Genomic DNA, 18,102 nt, shown 5'->3' with positions numbered 1-18,102 from the left:
TTCTGGAAGCCGTCGTAGTCCCTCGGGACACGGCGGCTTCACCCGTCTCCGGGCGTGCGGACGTCCGGCCGTCGAACCCGCGAGCGGTACCGGATGTCTGCGGACTCCCGTGGGGCGAAACGCTCGGCGAAGTCGCGGTCGTTCGGGATCCAGACGTCGCGCCACAGGTCCTCGTGCGACCGTCCGAGTTCGCGGTCACGAGCGATCCCACGCCGAGCCGCCTCGTCGAGGTCGACGTCGCACCAGACCGCCACGTCCAGGAGCCCCCGGACCTCCGGATGGAAGAGCCCGATCAGGTCGACGACGAGCAGGTCGGTGGTCGGCAACGGCTCCGGCGCCCCGAGCGCGCGGGCAGACCAGTCGAACCGGCGGAACGTGCTCGCACGACCGGCGCGGTGGGGTTCGAGGACCTCGGCAGCGAGCCGCAGGCGTTCGACCCCGTCCCAGTCCGTCGACCGCCGGTGCGAACGGGTCGGGTCGAGGAAGTCGTCACCCCGGATCCGGACCGCCCCGGGCAGCGCGTCGACGAGCGCACGGGCAAGGGTCGACTTGCCTGACCCGCAGTGGCCGGACACCCCGACGACGAGCGGCGACCGTGCTGATCTGCGGAGCGTCCGGACGTGCTCGAGCAGGGCATCGCGGTCCATCCCGTCAGCGTAGGGCGGGCGCTGGTCCGCGCCTACGATGGACGGGTGCTGCTCGCGATCGACACCTCCGCCGGGACCTCGGTCGCCGTCGTCGACCCGTCGACCCGCCGGGTCCTCGCCGAGCGCGAGACCGAGGACACCCGCCGTCACGCCGAGGTGATCGGCCCGTTCCTCGCCGAGGTCCTGCGCGCGACCGGCATCACGCCCGCCGACGTCACGGGCGTCGTCGCCGGCATGGGCCCCGGACCCTTCACCGGCCTCCGTGTCGGCATCGCCGCCGCCCGCACCTTCGCCGCCGCCCGCGGTGTCCCGTTCCTCCCGCTCGTCAGCCACGACGCCGTGGCCACCGGCGAGCAGGGCCCCCTCGTCGTCCTCACCGACGCCCGGCGGCGGGAGGTCGCCTGGAGCGCCTACGACGCCGACGGCGTCCGCGTCGCCGGCCCGGGTCTCGCCCGGCCGGCGGACCTGGACGACGTGCTGCGCGCCTCCCGTCCCGACATCGTCGACTGGCCCCGGCTGACGGCGGTCACCATCCCGGCCGGGAGGCTCGGGGTGCTCGCCGCGGACCGGCTCGCCTCCGGCACGCCCCTGGCCGCGGACACGCCGGTGTACCTGCGGGAGCCCGACGTGACGGTGCCCGGCGCACCGAAGCGGGTGGACCGGTGACGCTCGCCCTGCCGGACGGCCTGCGCCTGCGTCGGGCGCACCCGGCGGACCTCGACGACGTCATGTGGCTGGAGCGCGCCTCGTTCCCCACCGACGCGTGGTCGGCGTCGCAGATGTCGGAGGAACTGCACTCGCCCTACGGCTACTACGTCGTCATCGAGACCACCGGCGAGGACGCCGCGCCCACGGTCGTCGGGTACGCGGGACTCTCGTCGCTGCCGGGCAACCCGGTCGCCGACGTGCAGACGATCGCCGTCGCCGCCGAGCAGCGGGGGAGCGGCCTCGGCCGGGTGCTCTTCACCGAGCTCCTCGACGAAGCCCGCCGCCGTGGCGCGCACGAGGTCTTCCTCGAGGTCCGCGCCGACAACCCCGTCGCCCAGACCATGTACGCCGGGTTCGGGTTCGCGCACATCGCCACCCGGCCGCGCTACTACCAGCCCGACGGGGTCGACGCGTGGGTGATGCGGGCAGCGCTCGACCCGGCAGACCGGACCGCCCCGGGCGCAGGTCGGGGCGTCGGTCCCGGCCCGATCGGACAGGAGGCCCTCGATGAGCGCGACTGAACCCCTGGTGCTCGGCATCGAGACGAGCTGCGACGAGACCGGCGTCGGCATCGTCCGCGGCACCACCCTGTTGGCGAACGTCATCGCCTCGAGCATGGACGAGCACGCCCGCTACGGCGGCGTCGTCCCCGAGGTCGCCGCGCGTGCGCACCTCGAAGCGATGACCCCGACCCTGCAGCAGGCACTCGAGCAGGCCGGCGTCACGCTCGACGAACTCGACGCCGTCGCCGTCACCGCCGGCCCCGGGCTCGCCGGCGCGCTCATGGTCGGCGTCGGCGCGGCGAAGGCGCTCGCCGTGGCGGCCGGCAAGCCGCTGTACGGCGTCAACCACCTGGTCGGCCACGTCGGCGCGGACGTCCTGCGGCCGGACGGGTCCGAGATCGACCTGCCGACCGTCGCCCTGCTGGTCTCGGGTGGTCACACGTCACTGCTCCTCGTGCGGGACCTGGTCGGGGACGTCGAGCTGCTCGGCGAGACCATCGACGACGCTGCGGGCGAGGCGTTCGACAAGGTCGCGCGGCTCCTCGGCCTGCCGTACCCCGGCGGGCCCCAGATCGATCGGGCCGCGGCTGACGGCGACCCCACCGCGATCCGGTTCCCGCGCGGGCTGACGCTGCCGAAGGACATGGCGGCGCACCGGTACGACTTCTCGTTCTCCGGGCTGAAGACCGCCGTCGCCCGCTGGGTCGAACGCTGCCGCAACGAGGGCCGCGAGGTCCCGGTCGCCGACGTCGCCGCGAGCTTCCGAGAGGCCGTGGTCGACGTCCTCCTCACCAAGGCACTCAACGCCTGCCGGGACACCGGTGTCGACCGGCTGCTCCTGGGCGGTGGGGTGGTCGCGAACGCCCGACTGCGACAGGTCGCCGAGGAACGCTGCGCCGCCGCCGGGGTCGCCCTGCGGATCCCGCCGTTCGACCTGTGCACGGACAACGGGGCGATGATCGCGGCAGTCGGGGCGCGACTCGTCGCCGAGGGGCACGCGCCGAGCGACCTCGGCATCGCGGCGGACTCCACCCTGCCGGTGACGACCGTCCAGGTCTGAGCCAGCCGTCGAGACCGCGCCGGTCTCCTGGTCCGCACGGCCTCCTGGACTGCTCGGGTCTCCTGGCCCGCTCGGGTCTCCTGAACCGCTCAGGTGTCCGTGTGGGAGGATCGGCGACGGCGGTCGAACGGCCGTCGGGAAGGGTGCGACGTGTCCGATCTGAACGACCGATCGAAGCCGGACGAGACGGCAGGCCAGGCGCCGGCGGGCGGCCAGGGCCCCGTCGCGCGAGACCCCTTCGCGAGCTCCGGCCAGGGCTCGGCGGCGCAGGGCGTGACCGACCCCGCGGGTGACCGCAGTGGGTCCGGCGCGGCCTCCGGGTACGGGGCCGGTTCCGGGCAGGCGGGTCGGGCGCAGCAGACCCCGTACGGCCAGCAGGCCCCGTACGGTCAGCAGACCCCGTACCCGCAGCAGAACGGCACCTGGCAGCAGCCGGCGCAGTCCGGGAAGCCGGGCCAGTACGGTGCCGGCCAGCCGGGCCAGTACGGCCAACAGAACCCGTACGCGCAGAACCCCTCCGCGCAGAACCCGTACGCGCAGACCCCGTACGGGCAGGCGCCGTCCGCGCAGCAGAACCCGTACGGCGCCCCGCAGTACGGCCAGCCCTCCGCGTACGACCCCTACGGCGCGAGCCCTCGGAACCCCTCCGGCGCCCAGAAGACGAGCACGCTCGCGATCCTGTCGATCGTCTTCGCTCTCGGCGGCGTCTTCATCTGGCCGATCATCATCCTCACCAGCCCGGCCGGTGCGGTCATGGGTCACCTCGCGCTCGGACGCATCAAGCAGACCGGGGAGCAGGGCCGCGGGCTGGCGCTCGCCGGGATCATCGGCGGCTGGGTCCTGACCGGGCTCTACATCCTGATCGCCATCGCGGTCATCGCGCTCCTCGCGGCCGCTCCCGGCTCGGGCAGCTCCGGATGGGACGGCTCGGGCGGCGGCACCGGCGCCCTCGTCGCCTGACCTGGAGATCGAGACCCGTCGGTCGAGACCCGTCGTTCGTAGCCCGTGGGAGCGGACCTGCGCGCCGGCCCGCCCCGCTCAGCCGACCACGTCGGTGAGCCGCTCGCACAGGACCGCGGTGTGCCGTCCCTCCAGTCGGGTGAGCACGAGCGTCACGCGACCACGACCCCGCAGACGCAACCGCTTGCGGAACTCGGCGGGGTCGACGTCGACGCCGCGCTTCTTGATCTCCACGGTGCCGATGTCGTCCGCGGCCAGGCGTGCAGCCAGGCGCTTGACGTCGAGCGGCATCGTGTCGAGCACCCGGAACCCCTGTGCGAACGGGGTGACGACGGCCTGGTCCGAGCTGATGTAGGCGATGCCCTCGGAGAGCATCCGGCCGTCGATCGAGCGGGCGAGGTCGCCGATCAGCCGCGCGCGGATCACGGCGCCGTCGGGCTCGTAGAGGTAGGCGCCCAGCGGGCCGACCGCGACGTCCTCGGCGTCGGCTGGGCCCGTCAACTCGGCGATGCCGTGCGGGCCGATGACGGTCGCGGCCCGGCGGATCCCGGGGCGGGCGAGGGGGCCGAACCACAGGGCGAGCTCGACGACCTCCCGGTCGACCGAGGTCCACTGCGCCTCGGCCGTGTCGGGGATCAGGTCGCGGTCGATGCCCGGGCCGAGCTTCACCCCGGTCGGGGTCGTCGTGGCGGCGGCGAACACGGTGTCGAGCGAGGGGGACCAGTCGTCGGGGTCTGCCAAGCGACGGGTGTCCGAGTGCCCGCTCGTCCGCCGGGCAGGGTCCATCCAGACCCCGTCGACGGTGGACAGGTCGAACGAGGCAGCGTCCCCGAGGGCGACCCGCGCGTTCGGCCAGGGCGCCAGGTTGTGCGTCGCGACGGCCGCCGTCACCTCGTCCCGGTCCACCGCGGTGACGTCGAGGTCGAGCGCCGCCATCGCGAGCGCGTCCCCGCCGATGCCGCAGCCGAGGTCCGCGACCCGCTGCAGTCCGGCGGCGGCGAAACGCCCGGCGTGCTGCGCGGCGACCTGCAGGCGCGTGGCCTGCTCCAGGCCCGCCTCGGTGAAGAGCATCCGCGCCGCGAAGTCGCCGAACTTGCCGCGGGCCTTCTGCCGTAGCTTCGCCTGGGTCAGGACGGCCGCCACGAGCGCCGGGTCATGGCCCTCGGCCCGGAGTCGCGAGACGACCCGGACGATCTCGCCGCCGTCCGAGACCGAGGGCGTACGGTCGAGCAGGTCCGTCCCGGCCGGGGTCAGCAGCTGGGTGAGTTCGGCGGCGTCCATGCCCCGATCCTCCCAGGCGGCGGACTCGGCCGCGGCGCACTGGCACTCGGATTGACCGAGTGCCAGTGACGTCCTACAGTTGGGGTTGGCACTCTCCCGAGGGAAGTGCCAACCCGGTTTTCGTCAGTACCGAACACGTACCGAGAAAGAAGAGGTCACCGTGGCCGTCAGCATCAAGCCGCTCGAAGATCGCATCGTCATCCGTCAGGTGGAGGCGGAGCAGACCACCGCGTCCGGTCTGGTCATCCCGGACACCGCGAAGGAGAAGCCCCAGGAGGGCGAGGTCGTCGCCGTGGGTCCGGGTCGCATCGACGACAACGGCAACCGCGTGCCGCTCGACGTCGCCGTCGGCGACAAGGTCATCTACTCGAAGTACGGCGGCACCGAGGTCAAGTACTCGGGCGAGGACCTGCTGGTCCTCTCCGCCCGCGACGTCCTCGCGGTCATCGAGCACTGACACCCGCTCCACGAACGCCCCGTCGGCCTGGCCGGCGGGGCGTTCGTCGTGCGCCGGGAGGCCCGCCACCCGCGCCGACGTCGGCCCGCCTTCCTAGGATGGTTCCGTGAGTGAACCGAGTCCCACGCGCCCGGCGCGCAGCGAGGCGTCCGTCGGCGTGGTGCAGGCGCTCGTCGCCTACGGACTCTGGGGTCTGATGCCCCTGCTCTTCGCGGCGATGGCCCCCGCGGGCGCGTTCGAGATCGTGTCGTGGCGGATCGTCTTCGGCCTGGTGTTCTGCGCCGTCGCGATCCTCGCCACCCGCTCCTGGCTCCGGACACGCGCCCTGCTCGTGCAGCCCCGTGTGATGGGCGTCATGGGCATCGCCGCCGGACTCATCCTGGTGAACTGGACCGTGTACGTCGCCGCGACGACCACCGGCCACACCGTCGAGGCCGCTCTCGGGTACTTCATCAACCCGCTCGTGACCATCGCCCTGGGCATCGTCGTGCTCCGCGAACGTCTGCGGCCGCTGCAGTGGATCGCGGTCGGCGTCAGCGTCGTCGCGGTCGTCGTCATCGCGGTCGGGTACGGCCGGATGCCGTGGATCTCCCTGGCGCTCGCGTTCTCCTTCGGCCTCTACGGCCTGGTGAAGAAGCGCGTCGGCGGCACGGTGGACGCCCTGAGCGGACTGACGATCGAGACCGTGTGGCTGCTGCCGATCGCCGTCGGGGCACTCGTGGTGCTCGGGGTGACCGGGCTCGCGGGCGGTCTGACGTTCGCGAGCGAGGGCGGCGTGCACGTCCTGGTCACGGTGCTGACCGGGCCGGCGACCGCGGTGCCGCTGCTGCTGTTCGCGTCCTCGGCCCGTCGGGTCAGCCTGTCGACGCTCGGGTTGACGCAGTACCTCGCACCGGTGATGCAGCTGCTCGTCGGGGTGCTCGTGCAGCACGAGGCGATGTCGCCCTCGCGGTGGGTCGGCTTCGGAGTGGTCTGGTTCGCGCTGGTGCTGCTCACCATCGACTCGTTCACCGCGGCGCGGCGGAGTGCCCGGCGCGTCCCCGTGCCGGAGCCGGCCTGACCTGACGGGGTGGGGCGGGCCTCCCGTCCGTCGCCTGCTCGCCCGGCCGACACCGCTCCGCGCGCACGCGAACGGCCCCCGGGAGCTTGGTGCTCCCGGGGGCCGTCGTGGTGCTGGTGCGGTTACTTCGAGACCGAGCCCTGGATGGCGCTCTGGTAGACCGGCTTGTTGTCCTTGTCGAACTTGTAGATGCCGATGTAGGCGCTCGACGGGTCGTTCTTCTTGTCGAACGGGCCGATGCCGGACGGGCCGGTGTAGTGGATGTCCTTGCCGTCGTCCAGCAGGGCCTTGCAGGCCTTGAACGTCGAGCACTCGGTCCCACCGTCGGCGCCGGACACCGCAGCCATGTTGGCCTGGATGGTGCCGGAGTCGGTGCCCTTGCCCTTCACCGCGGCGAGGGCGGCGAGGGTCGTGGCGTCGTAGGACTCAGCCGCGTACGAGAAGTCGGCGAGGGCCTTGCCGGAGGACTGCTTGTAGAAGTCGACCAGACGCTGCTTCAGCTCGTCCTTCGGGCTGGCACCGGGGATGGTGCCCTGGGCGCCGTCGAGGGTGCCCTTGTCGAAGTCCTTCGAGTAGTCCGCGGTGTTGCCGTCGGACATGTAGATCTTCGCCTTGTTCCCCTGCGAGACGAGCTCGGGGATGATCGACTTCGTCTCGTCGAAGGCCAGGACGACGATCGCGTCGGGCTTCGTGGCGAGTGCCGCGGTCACCTCGGACGAGAACGTGGTCTGTCCGGGCGGGAACTCCTGGCCCTTGCCCTTGCCGCCGTAGACGACCTGGCCGCCGGCCGACTCGACCGACTCCTGGACGGAGTTGCGGAGGCCGGTGCCGTACGTGTCGTTGAAGACCAGGAACGCGACCTTGGCGTTGCCGTCACCCGTGACGAGCTGGCCGAGCGCGGAGCCCTGCACCGAGTCCGGCGGAGCGGTGCGGTAGTAGTGCGAGGAGTAGCCGGACAGGTCGGTCGCGGTGTTGGCCGGCGAGATCTGCACCATGCAGTTGCTGGTGAGCTGGTCGATCACGTTGAGCGTGACGGACGAGGACTCGGCACCGATGACGACCGGGACCTTGGCGTTGACGAGCTTCGTCGCGGCCGAGCTCGACACGGTCATGTCGTTGCTGTCACCGGAGTCGGTGGCGGGGTCGATGGTGACGTCCTTGTCGAGCACGCCGCCGCCGGAGTTGATGTCCTCGACCGCGAGGCCGACGCCGGACTCGGCGGGCGGGTTCAGGTAGGCGAGCGATCCGGTCAGCGGCAGGATCGTGCCGATCTTCAGGGCGTCGGTGCTGGGCGACGAGGGGGCCTGGCAGCTCGCGGCCGGGTCCTTCTTCGCGCCGCCGGCCGAGGCCGACTCGGAGGAGCCGCCACCGGCGTTGCTCGAGGTGGAACAGGCGGCGAGGAGCACCGCTGCAGCTCCCGCCAGTGCCAGCGCCGTGGTGGCGCGGGTGGTTCTGATCATCCGTGGAACCCTTTCTCTGCGCGGAGGCCCTACCGCATCGGGTCGAGCGCGGCGTCTCCGCGTGGGATGTGGAGAAAACTAGGGTCGATGTGTTTCGCCCGTGTGACGGAAGTACACACCTGGGTGTTTCGTTACATACCCGTGACTCTTCTGAACAGGCTCACCGGAACCCCTGATGAGCAGTCCGTCTGGACGGTCTCCGCCGTTCCGGACGGCCGTCCTGGAGGCCCGGCGTACGGTCCCGAGGCATGAGCGAGACATCCACGACCACCGAGTTCCGGCCCTCCCGGGCCATCGTCACCGGTGCCGAGTCCGGCATCGGACGTGCCACCGCCGTCGCCCTCGCGGCGGCCGGGATGGACGTCGGCATCACCTACCTGTCCGAGCCCGACCGTGCCCAGGCCACCGCCGACGAGATCCGGGCGTCCGGCCGGCAGGCGTTCGTCGAGCAGATCGACGTCACCGACCTCGCCAGCGCCGGCGCGGTGATCGAGCGTCTCGCCGAGCAGCTCGGCGGGGTCGACGTCATCGTCGCCGACGCCGGCACGGGTGACAACGCGCCGTTCCTCGACCTGACGCTCGACCAGTGGCGGCACACCGTGTCCACGGACCTCGACGGTGCCTTCGTCACGATCCAGGCCGCCGCCCGACGCATGGTCGCGCAGGGCACCGGTGGGCGGATCATCGGCATCACGAGTGTCCACGAACACCAGCCCCGCTACGGCTCGAGCGCGTACGACGCCGCGAAGCACGGGCTCGGCGGGCTGCTCAAGACCATCGCGATCGAGCTGGCGGAGCACGGCATCACCGCGAACGCCGTCGCCCCGGGCGAGATCGCCACGCGCATGACCGGTGCCGAGGACGAGGACCCGCACACCATCGCGCGTCCGGGCGTCCCGCTCGGCCGTCCGGGCAACGCGTGGGAGATCGCGGCCGCGGTGGCGTTCCTGGCCTCGCCCGCGTCGTCGTACATCACCGGGGTCTCCCTGCCCGTCGACGGCGGCATGCTGCAGATGGGCCCCCACGGCGGCAGCCACATCACCTCGAACGACTGGCGGAGCGCTTAGCCCCTCGCGGAACGCAACCCCGGCGCCGCCACGCAACGGAGTTCCGCTGCGCACTGGCGCCGAGGTTGCGTTTCGCGGGTCGGGCTCGGGCTCAGGGACCGGTCGGGAGGCCCGCACCCCGCAGCAACGCCTGCAAGCGACCCGGGGTGCGGACCTCCACCCACCCCCACCGGACGACCGTCCGGACGTCGTGCCGGAGGAGCAGCGCCGACTGCCGGGCCTTCTCGTCCCGCACGACCCCGGGCTCGTCGTACTTCGTCATCCCGTCGAACTCCCCGACGACGCCGTACCGCGGCCACCAGAAGTCGACCCGGAACCGCCCGAAGGACTGCTGCAGGACCGGCGGTGCGAAGCCGTCCTCGTCGAGGCGGACGCGGCTCACGGACTCACCCGGGGACTCGGCCAGCGGATCGGCGAACCGGAGTGCTCGACGTGCCCGCGTGATGCCCCGAGGCGTGGGCCAGTCCGCGAAGGCGCGTCGCAGGGTGTCGACGTCGAGCAGGCCTTCGTGCAGGACGTGGTCGAGCACCGCGACGCCGTTCTCGTACGACGTGCTGCGTGCCAGGTCGACGACGGTACGGAGCAATGACGTGACACGGTGTCCGTCGACGGTCGACACGGCAGCGGAGTCCAGGGGCGCTGCGTGCCGGACGACTCGGCGCCCGGAGTGGGTCGTGCCGATGAATGGATCGGTCACGTGCACCCGCGGGTCGGGACGGTCGACGTCCGGCAGACCCCAGAGCAGGCCGGCGGAGCGGTGGGACAGCACACGCCACTCGCCCACGGTGGTGACCACGGCCTCCAGGACGAGCCGCTGGCGTCCCCGGAGGGACGCGCGCTCCCACGCGGTGGCGTCGACGGCGACACCGTGCGTGACGCGGACGAGTTCGCCGCGGCGGATGCGGTGTTGCGACTGCCGGTCGTCGGAGCGGAGCAGGAGCAGTTGTGGGGGTTCGTCCATCCCCCCACTGTGCGAGCGGGCCCGGCGGGGCGGAGCCCGTCGGCGAGATCTGTGGAGAGTGCTCTCGCGAAACGCAACGTGGGCGGCACCTCGCAGCGGGATACCGCTGCGGAGCACCGCCCACGTTGCGTTCCGCGGAACGGCTAGCCGCGGTAGTTCGGGGCCTCGACGACCATCTGGATGTCGTGCGGGTGGGACTCCTTCAGCCCGGCCGCGGTGATGCGGACGAACTTGCCGCGCGCCTTGAGCTCCGGGATCGTCCGACCGCCGACGTAGAACATCGACTGCCGCAGCCCGCCGACGAGCTGGTACACGACGTTGCCGACCGAGCCGCGGTACGGCACCTGACCCTCGATGCCCTCGGGGATGAGCTTCTCGTCCGAGGGGACGTCGGCCTGGAAGTAGCGGTCCTTCGAGTACGAGGTCTTCTTGCCACGGGTCTGCAGGGCACCGAGGGACCCCATGCCGCGGTACGCCTTGTACTGCTTGCCGCCGACGAACACGAGCTCGCCCGGTGACTCGTCGGTCCCGGCGAGGAGCGAGCCGAGCATCACGGTGTCCGCACCGGCGACCAGGGCCTTGGCGATGTCGCCCGAGTACTGCAGGCCACCGTCGGCGATGATCGGGACGCCGGCCTCACGCGCGGCGAGCGACGCCTCGTACACCGCGGTCACCTGCGGCACGCCGACGCCGGCGACGACGCGGGTGGTGCAGATCGAGCCCGGACCGACCCCGACCTTGACGGCGTCCACACCCGCGTCGATGAGCGCCTGCGCACCGGAACGAGTTGCGACGTTGCCGCCGATGACGTCGATGGCGTCGAAGGACCGGTCGGCCTTGAGGCGACGGACCATGTCGAGCACGCCTTCGCTCTCGCCGTTGGCGGTGTCGACGACGAGCACGTCGACCCCGGCGTCACGCAGTGCCTCGGCGCGCTGCCAGGCGTCGCCGAAGAACCCGATCGCGGCACCGACACGCAGGCGACCCTCGTCGTCCTTCGTGGCGTCCGGGTACTTCTCGCTCTTGTCGAAGTCCTTGACCGTGATGAGTCCGCGGAGCTTGCCCTCCGGGTCGACCAGGGGCAGCTTCTCGATCTTGTGCTGCGCGAAGATCGCGATCGCCTCTTCGGGGTCGATGCCCTCCGGAGCGGTGATGAGCGGCGCCTTGGTCATGACGTCGCGCACCGAGGTGCTGGCCATCTCGAACGGGGCGACGAAGCGCATGTCCCGGTTCGTGATGATGCCGACGAGCGTGCCGTCGGCCTCGACGACCGGCAGCCCGGAGACGCGGAACTGCCCGCAGAGCGCGTCGACCTCGGCCACGGTCGCGTCCGGGGTGGTGGTCACCGGGTTGGTGATCATGCCCGACTCGGAGCGCTTGACCTTGTCGACGTAGGCCGCCTGGTCCGCGATCGAGAGGTTGCGGTGCAGGATCCCGATGCCACCCTGTCGTGCCATGGCGATGGCCATGCGGGACTCGGTGACGGTGTCCATCGCAGCGGAGAGCAGCGGCACGTTGACCGAGATCCGCTTGGTGAGCCGGGACGCGGTGGACGCCTCGCTCGGGATGACGTCGGTGTGCCCCGGCAGGAGCATGACGTCGTCGTACGTGAGTCCGATGAATCCGAACGGATCCGGCTGGTCCATGGGTCCCCTTCGTGGGCGTGCGTGTGAAGTGGTCGAGACACCGGGAACGCTGCGGTGGGCTCCGGATAGGACATGGTAACGCGCGGGCTGCGCGCGCCATTCCGGCGGCCTCCGGCGCCCCCGGAAGGCGGTCCCATCACCTCTCGGGGGCAGTCCCGCCACCTCCCGGAGGGGGTTCCGACGCCGTCGGAAGTCGCTGTACCGGCCGGACGGGAGGCTCCGCTCCAGAACGCAAATCGACGCGCCTGTGGAACATCACGGTTCCGGCACGATTTGTGCAGGGAACGTGCCGGAAACACGGGGGACACAAAAAATCCCTATGGTCCTCGACTATCCGAACGAGAGGCTCATCCGTGGGTTCCATCACTCCGCCGGGGTCAGTGCTCGCGCACCGATTCCGCCGCGGGGCACCAGGCCGCCGTCGCCTGGTCCTCGCCGCCGTGCTCTTCCTCGCCTTCCTCGCCACCTTCGCGGTCGACTGGGCGCTCTCGCCCGTGGCCGACGCAGCGACCAGCAGCCCGACCTCCAGCAGCGCACCCGCGAGCACCGGGCCCTGTGTCGTCAGCACCTCGAACGGCTGCATCCAGGGCACCATCCTCGACTCCGAGCGGAAGCCCACCGAGGGTGTCGACGTGGCCGTCACCGGACCCGGCTCGTTCACCGGCTCCTCGACCACGAACGCCGACGGGCGCTGGTCCGTCAGCATCCCCGCCGCCGGGGCCTACACGGTGAAGGTCGACCAGGACTCCCTGCCGAAGGGGCAGTACCTGACCGACGCGAAGGACGCCGCACGCACCGTCCAGGGCAACCTGAACGCCAACGCCGGCACGATCTTCCAGCTCTCCGACCAGGAGGGTGCGACGACCGACACCGGCACGACCAGCGTCACGGCCGCCCGGTTCTGGCAGCAGTTCGCCTCCGGCATCCGCCTGGGCCTGCTCATCGCCCTCGCCTCGATCGGGCTCTCGCTGATCTACGGCACGACCGGCCTGTCGAGCTTCTCGCACGGCGAGCAGGTCACCCTCGGCGGGCTCCTGGCCTACGTCTTCGCGAACCAGCTCGGATGGAACATCTGGCTCGCCGGGATCGTGACCGTGCTGCTCTGCGCCGCCTCCGGGTACCTGCAGGACGCCGGCATCTGGAAGCCGCTCCGGAAGCGCCGGATCAGCCTCACCCAGCTGATGATCGTGACGATCGGCCTCTCGATCGCCGCCCAGTACGCCTTCCAGTACTTCTTCGGCGCCGCGACCGTCCGCATCCAGCAGGGCAACCCCGAGACGGTGACCTTCGTCGGCATCACGCTCACCGTGCAGTCCTACGTCGCGATGGGCATCGCGCTCGTGGTCCTCATCGGCACCGGGCTCTTCCTCGCGAAGACCCGGTTCGGCCGGGCCACCCGTGCGGTGTCGGACAACCCGGCGCTCGCCGCCGCCTCGGGCATCGACGTCGACCGCGTGATCCGGTTCGTGTGGACGCTGGCCGCGGGCCTGGCGGGTCTGTCCGGTGTGATGCTCGGCCTCGTGCTCAACGGCGTGAACTGGCAGACCGGCCTGCAGCTGCTGCTCCTGATGTTCGCCTCGGTGACCCTCGGTGGTCTCGGCACGGCGTACGGCGCCCTGGTCGGCTCGATGATCATCGGCATCGTCGTGGAGCTCACGAACCTGGTGCTGCCCGGTGACTTCAAGTACGCCACCGCACTCGTCATCCTCATCCTCATCCTGCTGTTCCGTCCGCAGGGCATCTTCGGCCGTGCCGAGCGGATCGGTTAAGGGAGCACCCGCATGGACTACATCCTCCAACTCCTCAGCTCCCTGACGCAGGAAGCACTCGCCCCGACGACCGCGGCGTTCGCCCTCGCCGCGATCGGCCTCAACGTCCACTTCGGCCTCACCGGCCTGGTCAACATGGGCCAGGCGGCGTTCCTGCTGCTCGGCGCCTACGGCTTCGCGATCTCGATCACGAACGGGCTGCCCTTCGGCATCGCGGTGCTCGTCGCCCTGGCCATCGCGATCGTCTTCGCGATCATCCTCGGCATCCCGACCCTCCGGCTCCGGGGGGACTACCTGGCGATCGTCACGATCTCCGGCGCCGAGATCATCCGCATGGTCGGCCGGTCCAGTCTGTTGACGGACACCACGGGCGGCTCGAACGGCATCACCGGCTCCAGCTACCGCGACCCGTTCAACGCGCTGAGCTTCCTGCCCGACGGCACCACGACGATCCTCTGGTTCACCTACTCGAACAACGGCGTCAACGGCTGGTGGATCCGCATCGTCGGCTGGGGTCTCGTCGCCCTGTTCACCCTCGTGCTGTTCCTGCTCATGCGCAGCCCCTGGGGCCGTGTCGTGAAGGCCATCCGCGAGGACGAGGACGCCGTCCGCTCCCTCGGCAAGAACGTCTACTCGTACAAGATGCAGTCGCTCGTCTTCGGTGGTGCCCTCGGTGCCCTCGGCGGCATCATCTACGTCCTGCCGAGTTCGGTGCAGCCGGACGCGATGGGCCGCTCGATGACGTTCTTCATCTGGACGGCGCTCATCCTCGGTGGAGCCGCGACCGTCTTCGGCCCGGTGGTCGGGTCGATCCTGTTCTTCGTCCTCCGGCTGTTCATCCGCACCATCGCGGGTGACTTCATCCCGAACTCGATCATGAACGCCCAGCAGGCCGAGCAGTTCTCCTACGTGCTCGTCGGCGTCGCGCTCATGCTCCTCATCGTCTTCCGCCCGCAGGGACTCCTCGGGAACAAGAAGGAGCTGACGTTCAGTGTCTGAACCGACCACCACCCCCGGCGTCCCCACCGCCCTCACCGCGGTGCAGCACGCCCCGGGCTCCCCGAAGCCCGACGCGATCCTGACGGTCGACAACATCACCCGGCGATTCGGCGGCATGACCGCTGTGGACGTCGGTCACCTCGAGGTGCAGCGCGGCGCCATCACGGCCCTCATCGGCCCGAACGGTGCCGGCAAGACCACGTTCTTCAACCTGCTCACCGGCTTCGACAAGCCGTCGAGCGGGAAGGAGGCGCGGTGGCAGTTCAACGGGAAGACGCTCGGCAACACCGGGGCCGCGAAGGTCGCCCGGGCCGGCATGGTCCGCACCTTCCAGCTGACCAAGGCGCTGTCCCGCCTGACCGTGATGCAGAACATGCTGCTCGGCGCGAAGGACCAGCCGGGGGAGAACTTCTTCGCCGCGCTGATCTCGCCCGTGTGGAAGAAGCGCGAGCAGGAGATCACGGCGAAGGCCGAGGACCTGCTCGACCGCTTCAAGCTCCTCGAGAAGAAGGACGACTACGCCGGGTCGCTCTCCGGCGGCCAGCGGAAGCTCCTCGAGATGGCCCGCGCGCTGATGTCCGACCCGACGATGATCATGCTCGACGAGCCGATGGCCGGCGTGAACCCGGCGCTGACCCAGTCGCTGCTCGGGCACATCCAGTCCCTCCGCGACGACGGCATGACCGTGCTGTTCGTCGAGCACGACATGCACATGGTCCGGCACATCTCGGACTGGGTGGTCGTGATGGCCGAGGGCAAGGTCGTCGCCGAGGGCCCGGCCGCCACCGTGATGGACGACCAGGCCGTCATCGACGCGTACCTGGGCGCCCACCACGACACCGACCTCGGTGACGACTCGCTCCTCAACGAGGAGACCTACGAGGAACTCGCCGACGAGGTCGCAGAAGAGGACGCGGCGGACACCGCCGACGAAGGGAAGGCGACCCGATGACGGACGCGACGAACGGCACCGGCGCGGACCGGGCCTCCAGTCCGGAGCCGGCGGCAGTGGCCGTCACCCCCGGCAGCACGACCCCCGGCAGCAGCACCCCGGCGACCGCGACCCCGCGTGGCGCGACCGCCGTGCAGGACCGCGAGCCGGTCATGCGCGCCGACAACGTCGTCGCCGGGTACCTGCCGGGCGTCAACATCCTCAACGGCTGCGACCTGGTCTGCTACCCGGGCGAGCTCATCGGCATCATCGGCCCGAACGGTGCCGGCAAGTCGACGCTCCTCAAGGCGCTGTTCGGGCTGGTCAACGTCCGCGAGGGCGCGGTGACCCTGCAGGGTGAGGACATCACGAACCTCAAGGCGAACAAGCTCGTGCAGGCCGGCGTCGGCTTCGTCCCCCAGACGAACAACGTCTTCCCCTCGCTCTCCATCGAGGAGAACCTGCAGATGGGGCTGTACCTGCGGCCGAAGAAGTTCAGCGAGCGGCTCGAGGTCATCTACGACCTGTTCCCCGTCCTCGGACAGCGCAAGGGCCAGCGTGCCGGGTCGCTCTCCGGTGGTGAGCGGCAGTCGGTCGCGATGGCCCGCGCGCTGATGATGGACCCGAAGGTGCTGCTGCTCGACGAGCCGAGCGCCGGTCTGTCGCCGGTGCGGCAGGACGAGACGTTCATCCGCACCCGCCGCATCAACAAGGCCGGCGTCTCCGTGATCATGGTCGAGCAGAACGCCCGCCGCTGCCTGCAGATCTGCGACCGCGGCTACGTCCTCGACCAGGGGCGGAACGCGTACTCGGGCACCGGGAAGGAGCTCGCCGACGACCCCAAGGTCATCGAGCTCTACCTCGGCACGCTCGCCAAGGACGTCGACGACGCTCGCTGAGCACGTCGACACCCGCGGGTGCCGCTGTGGGGGCAGCACCCGCGACGGACGGGGCCGTGCTGGCTGCGCTTGCGCGCCGCACGGCCCCGCTCTCGTCCCGCCATGCGCCGGCGGGGGCGTCCTGCGTGACGCGCAGGCGTGCCTCCCGTCCGGCCGGGAGGCCCGCCCCACCCCCGCCGGTCGGGTACCGTTCCACCGTGCAACGCTTCGCGGACCGCGCGATGGACGCCCTGGTGTGGGTGGTGTTCGTCGTCCTCTTCATCGGTGCGGCCCTGCTCGTGAAGGTCGCCGCCGCCCTGCTCGTCGTGCTGATCGTCCTGGCGCTGCTGCTCGGGCTGACGCTCCGGGTGCTCCGCCGCACCCGGACGACCCGTGGTGCGCGGCCGCCCCGCGCCGCTCGAGGTCCCCGCACCGCCCGCACGCCTCGGCGCCGCGATCCGCGCTGAGCCGCGCCGCCGCGCGCACGGACCGTCCGGCCGTGCCACCCGAACAGCCCGCCCGGTAGGGTTGCCGGGTGAGCGAAGTCGAGATCGGTGCAGGCAAGCGCGGACGTCGGGCGTACGCGTTCGACGACATCGCGGTGGTCCCCTCCAGGCGGACGCGTGACCCGCGCGACGTCAGCGTCCAGTGGTCGATCGACGCGTTCACCTTCGAGTCGCCGATCCTGTCGGCACCGATGGACTCCGTCGCCTCGCCGGCGACCGTCATCGAGATGGGCCGTCTCGGCGTCCTCGGGGTCCTCGACCTCGAAGGCCTCTGGACCCGCTACGAGGACCCGGAGCCCTACCTGGCCGAGATCCGCTCGCTCACCGACGGCAACGTCACGAAGCGGATGCAGGAGATCTACGCCGAGCCGGTCAAGGCCGAGCTGATCACCCGTCGCCTGGCCGAGATCCGTGCCGCCGGGGTCCCGGTCGCCGGCTCGCTCAGCCCGCAGCGCACGGCCGAGTTCTCGCAGACCGTCGTCGACGCCGGCGTCGACCTCTTCGTCATCCGCGGCACCACGGTCAGCGCCGAGCACGTCTCGCAGAACCAGGCGCCCCTCAACCTCAAGAAGTTCATCTACGAGCTCGACGTCCCCGTGATCGTCGGCGGTGCCTCCACGTACACGGCGGCGCTGCACCTCATGCGCACCGGTGCCGCGGGCGTGCTCGTCGGCTTCGGCGGTGGCGCGGCGTCGACGACCCGCGCGGCGCTCGGCATCCACGCCCCGATGGCGACCGCCGTCGCGGACGTCGCCGGTGCCCGCCGCGACTACATGGACGAGTCCGGTGGCCGCTACGTGCACGTCATCGCGGACGGCGGTCTCGACACCGCCGGCGACGTCGTCAAGGCCATCGCCATGGGTGCCGACGCGGTCATGCTCGGCACCGCCCTGGCCCGTGCGCAGGAAGCGCCCGGCGGCGGCTTCCACTGGGGCGCCGAGGCACACCACCCGGAGCTGCCCCGCGGCCGTCGGGTCGAGGTCGGCACGATCGGTTCGCTCGAGAGCATCCTGTTCGGTCCGACCCCGTCGTGGGACGGCCGCGCCAACCTGGTCGGTGCCCTCCGCCGCTCGATGGCGACGACCGGATACTCCGACGTCAAGGAGTTCCAGCGAGTAGAAGTGGTCGTGGCGCCGTACCACCGCTGACGGCGGTGCGCCCGCGGAGGTCCTGCGGGCGTCGCTCCGGTGCCGATCGGCGACGGAGGCG

The 18,102-nt window shown here is 71.2% G+C and carries 18 protein-coding genes; 13 read left to right on the top strand and 5 right to left on the bottom strand.

Annotated features, from left to right (window positions below):
- Nucleotides 1-38: 38 nt before the first annotated feature.
- The gene (locus tag E9228_RS09515) at nucleotides 39-647 is read right to left on the bottom strand and encodes a uridine kinase family protein (protein WP_166780350.1); all 609 of its coding nucleotides are present in this window, start codon (nucleotides 645-647) and stop codon (nucleotides 39-41) included.
- Between the two features lie 45 nt (nucleotides 648-692).
- Here E9228_RS09515 and tsaB point away from each other — a divergent pair, with 45 nt between their 5' ends.
- The 4 genes from tsaB to E9228_RS09495 all read left to right on the top strand — a co-directional run bounded on the left by tsaB (nucleotide 693) and on the right by E9228_RS09495 (nucleotide 3,878).
- Nucleotides 693-1,313, top strand: coding sequence for a tRNA (adenosine(37)-N6)-threonylcarbamoyltransferase complex dimerization subunit type 1 TsaB (tsaB, locus tag E9228_RS09510; RefSeq protein WP_166780349.1), 621 nt, complete (start codon nucleotides 693-695; stop codon nucleotides 1,311-1,313).
- Nucleotides 1,310-1,876: a ribosomal protein S18-alanine N-acetyltransferase gene (rimI, locus tag E9228_RS09505; protein ID WP_341849854.1), complete on the top strand. Its 567-nt coding sequence runs from the start codon at nucleotides 1,310-1,312 to the stop codon at nucleotides 1,874-1,876. Before tsaB ends, rimI begins: the two co-directional genes overlap by 4 nt.
- Nucleotides 1,863-2,918 carry a tRNA (adenosine(37)-N6)-threonylcarbamoyltransferase complex transferase subunit TsaD gene (tsaD, locus tag E9228_RS09500; protein WP_166780348.1) on the top strand — a complete coding sequence of 352 codons (1,056 nt, stop codon included), beginning with the start codon at nucleotides 1,863-1,865 and terminating at the stop codon, nucleotides 2,916-2,918. Before rimI ends, tsaD begins: the two co-directional genes overlap by 14 nt.
- 150 nt (nucleotides 2,919-3,068) lie before the next feature.
- A complete protein-coding gene (locus E9228_RS09495; RefSeq protein WP_166780347.1) occupies nucleotides 3,069-3,878 on the top strand; it encodes a DUF4190 domain-containing protein in 810 nt (269 codons plus the stop codon).
- A 78-nt stretch (nucleotides 3,879-3,956) separates the two neighbouring features.
- Here E9228_RS09495 and E9228_RS09490 read toward each other — a convergent pair whose 3' ends face one another.
- Nucleotides 3,957-5,159: a class I SAM-dependent methyltransferase gene (locus E9228_RS09490; protein ID WP_166780346.1), complete on the bottom strand. Its 1,203-nt coding sequence runs from the start codon at nucleotides 5,157-5,159 to the stop codon at nucleotides 3,957-3,959.
- A gap of 160 nt (nucleotides 5,160-5,319) precedes the next feature.
- Between E9228_RS09490 and groES the strand changes: the two genes are divergently transcribed.
- Together groES and rarD are read left to right on the top strand one after the other, a co-directional pair.
- On the top strand, nucleotides 5,320-5,616 hold the full coding sequence (gene groES, locus E9228_RS09485) for a co-chaperone GroES (protein WP_071292506.1): 297 nt from the start codon (nucleotides 5,320-5,322) through the stop codon (nucleotides 5,614-5,616).
- A 106-nt stretch (nucleotides 5,617-5,722) separates the two neighbouring features.
- Nucleotides 5,723-6,676 carry an EamA family transporter RarD gene (rarD, locus tag E9228_RS09480; protein WP_166780345.1) on the top strand — a complete coding sequence of 318 codons (954 nt, stop codon included), beginning with the start codon at nucleotides 5,723-5,725 and terminating at the stop codon, nucleotides 6,674-6,676.
- A 122-nt stretch (nucleotides 6,677-6,798) separates the two neighbouring features.
- Here the strand turns inward: rarD and E9228_RS09475 are convergent, their stop codons facing one another.
- Complete coding sequence (locus tag E9228_RS09475; protein WP_166780344.1) at nucleotides 6,799-8,136, bottom strand: ABC transporter substrate-binding protein; 1,338 nt, start codon at nucleotides 8,134-8,136, stop codon at nucleotides 6,799-6,801.
- 248 nt (nucleotides 8,137-8,384) lie between these two features.
- Here E9228_RS09475 and E9228_RS09470 point away from each other — a divergent pair, with 248 nt between their 5' ends.
- A complete protein-coding gene (locus tag E9228_RS09470) occupies nucleotides 8,385-9,203 on the top strand; it encodes an SDR family oxidoreductase (protein ID WP_166780343.1) in 819 nt (272 codons plus the stop codon).
- 91 nt (nucleotides 9,204-9,294) lie between these two features.
- On the opposite strand, the gene E9228_RS09465 is transcribed toward E9228_RS09470, so the two are convergent.
- Both E9228_RS09465 and guaB read right to left on the bottom strand, forming a co-directional pair.
- A complete protein-coding gene (locus E9228_RS09465; RefSeq protein ID WP_166780342.1) occupies nucleotides 9,295-10,164 on the bottom strand; it encodes a hypothetical protein in 870 nt (289 codons plus the stop codon).
- 143 nt (nucleotides 10,165-10,307) lie between these two features.
- Complete coding sequence (gene guaB, locus E9228_RS09460) at nucleotides 10,308-11,810, bottom strand: IMP dehydrogenase (protein ID WP_166780341.1); 1,503 nt, start codon at nucleotides 11,808-11,810, stop codon at nucleotides 10,308-10,310.
- A gap of 440 nt (nucleotides 11,811-12,250) precedes the next feature.
- Here guaB and E9228_RS09455 point away from each other — a divergent pair, with 440 nt between their 5' ends.
- The 6 genes from E9228_RS09455 to E9228_RS09430 all read left to right on the top strand — a co-directional run bounded on the left by E9228_RS09455 (nucleotide 12,251) and on the right by E9228_RS09430 (nucleotide 18,041).
- On the top strand, nucleotides 12,251-13,579 hold the full coding sequence (locus E9228_RS09455; protein WP_166780816.1) for a branched-chain amino acid ABC transporter permease: 1,329 nt from the start codon (nucleotides 12,251-12,253) through the stop codon (nucleotides 13,577-13,579).
- 12 nt (nucleotides 13,580-13,591) lie between these two features.
- Nucleotides 13,592-14,578: a branched-chain amino acid ABC transporter permease gene (locus tag E9228_RS09450; protein ID WP_166780340.1), complete on the top strand. Its 987-nt coding sequence runs from the start codon at nucleotides 13,592-13,594 to the stop codon at nucleotides 14,576-14,578.
- Entirely contained in the window at nucleotides 14,571-15,530 is a 960-nt protein-coding gene (locus E9228_RS09445; RefSeq protein WP_166780339.1) for an ABC transporter ATP-binding protein, read from the top strand. The genes E9228_RS09450 and E9228_RS09445 overlap by 8 nt, the downstream gene beginning before the upstream one ends.
- Nucleotides 15,531-15,682: 152 nt before the next feature.
- Nucleotides 15,683-16,408, top strand: a complete 726-nt coding sequence (locus tag E9228_RS09440) for an ABC transporter ATP-binding protein (RefSeq protein ID WP_166780815.1) — start codon at nucleotides 15,683-15,685, stop codon at nucleotides 16,406-16,408.
- Nucleotides 16,409-16,605: 197 nt separating this feature from the next.
- The gene (locus tag E9228_RS09435) at nucleotides 16,606-16,854 is read left to right on the top strand and encodes a hypothetical protein (protein WP_166780338.1); all 249 of its coding nucleotides are present in this window, start codon (nucleotides 16,606-16,608) and stop codon (nucleotides 16,852-16,854) included.
- 68 nt (nucleotides 16,855-16,922) lie between these two features.
- Entirely contained in the window at nucleotides 16,923-18,041 is a 1,119-nt protein-coding gene (locus E9228_RS09430) for a GuaB3 family IMP dehydrogenase-related protein (protein ID WP_166780337.1), read from the top strand.
- Nucleotides 18,042-18,102: the final 61 nt, after the last annotated feature.

The organism is Curtobacterium salicis (genome assembly GCF_011759505.1).
Taxonomy (GTDB): Bacteria; Actinomycetota; Actinomycetes; order Actinomycetales; family Microbacteriaceae; genus Curtobacterium; species Curtobacterium salicis.
The sequence above is the reverse complement of the archived record's forward strand: the minus strand, read 5'-3'. Positions and strand labels throughout refer to the sequence as shown.

Excerpts from the sequence above, each read along its gene's own strand:
- E9228_RS09515 (WP_166780350.1), bottom strand. The coding sequence starts at position 647 with ATGGACCGCGATGCCCTGCTCGAGCACGTCCGGACGCTCCGCAGATCA.
- tsaD (WP_166780348.1), top strand. The coding sequence starts at position 1,863 with ATGAGCGCGACTGAACCCCTGGTGCTCGGCATCGAGACGAGCTGCGAC.
- E9228_RS09490 (WP_166780346.1), bottom strand. The coding sequence starts at position 5,159 with ATGGACGCCGCCGAACTCACCCAGCTGCTGACCCCGGCCGGGACGGAC.
- E9228_RS09475 (WP_166780344.1), bottom strand. The coding sequence starts at position 8,136 with ATGATCAGAACCACCCGCGCCACCACGGCGCTGGCACTGGCGGGAGCT.
- E9228_RS09470 (WP_166780343.1), top strand. The coding sequence starts at position 8,385 with ATGAGCGAGACATCCACGACCACCGAGTTCCGGCCCTCCCGGGCCATC.
- E9228_RS09465 (WP_166780342.1), bottom strand. The coding sequence starts at position 10,164 with ATGGACGAACCCCCACAACTGCTCCTGCTCCGCTCCGACGACCGGCAG.
- guaB (WP_166780341.1), bottom strand. The coding sequence starts at position 11,810 with ATGGACCAGCCGGATCCGTTCGGATTCATCGGACTCACGTACGACGAC.
- E9228_RS09450 (WP_166780340.1), top strand. The coding sequence starts at position 13,592 with ATGGACTACATCCTCCAACTCCTCAGCTCCCTGACGCAGGAAGCACTC.
- E9228_RS09440 (WP_166780815.1), top strand. The coding sequence starts at position 15,683 with ATGCGCGCCGACAACGTCGTCGCCGGGTACCTGCCGGGCGTCAACATC.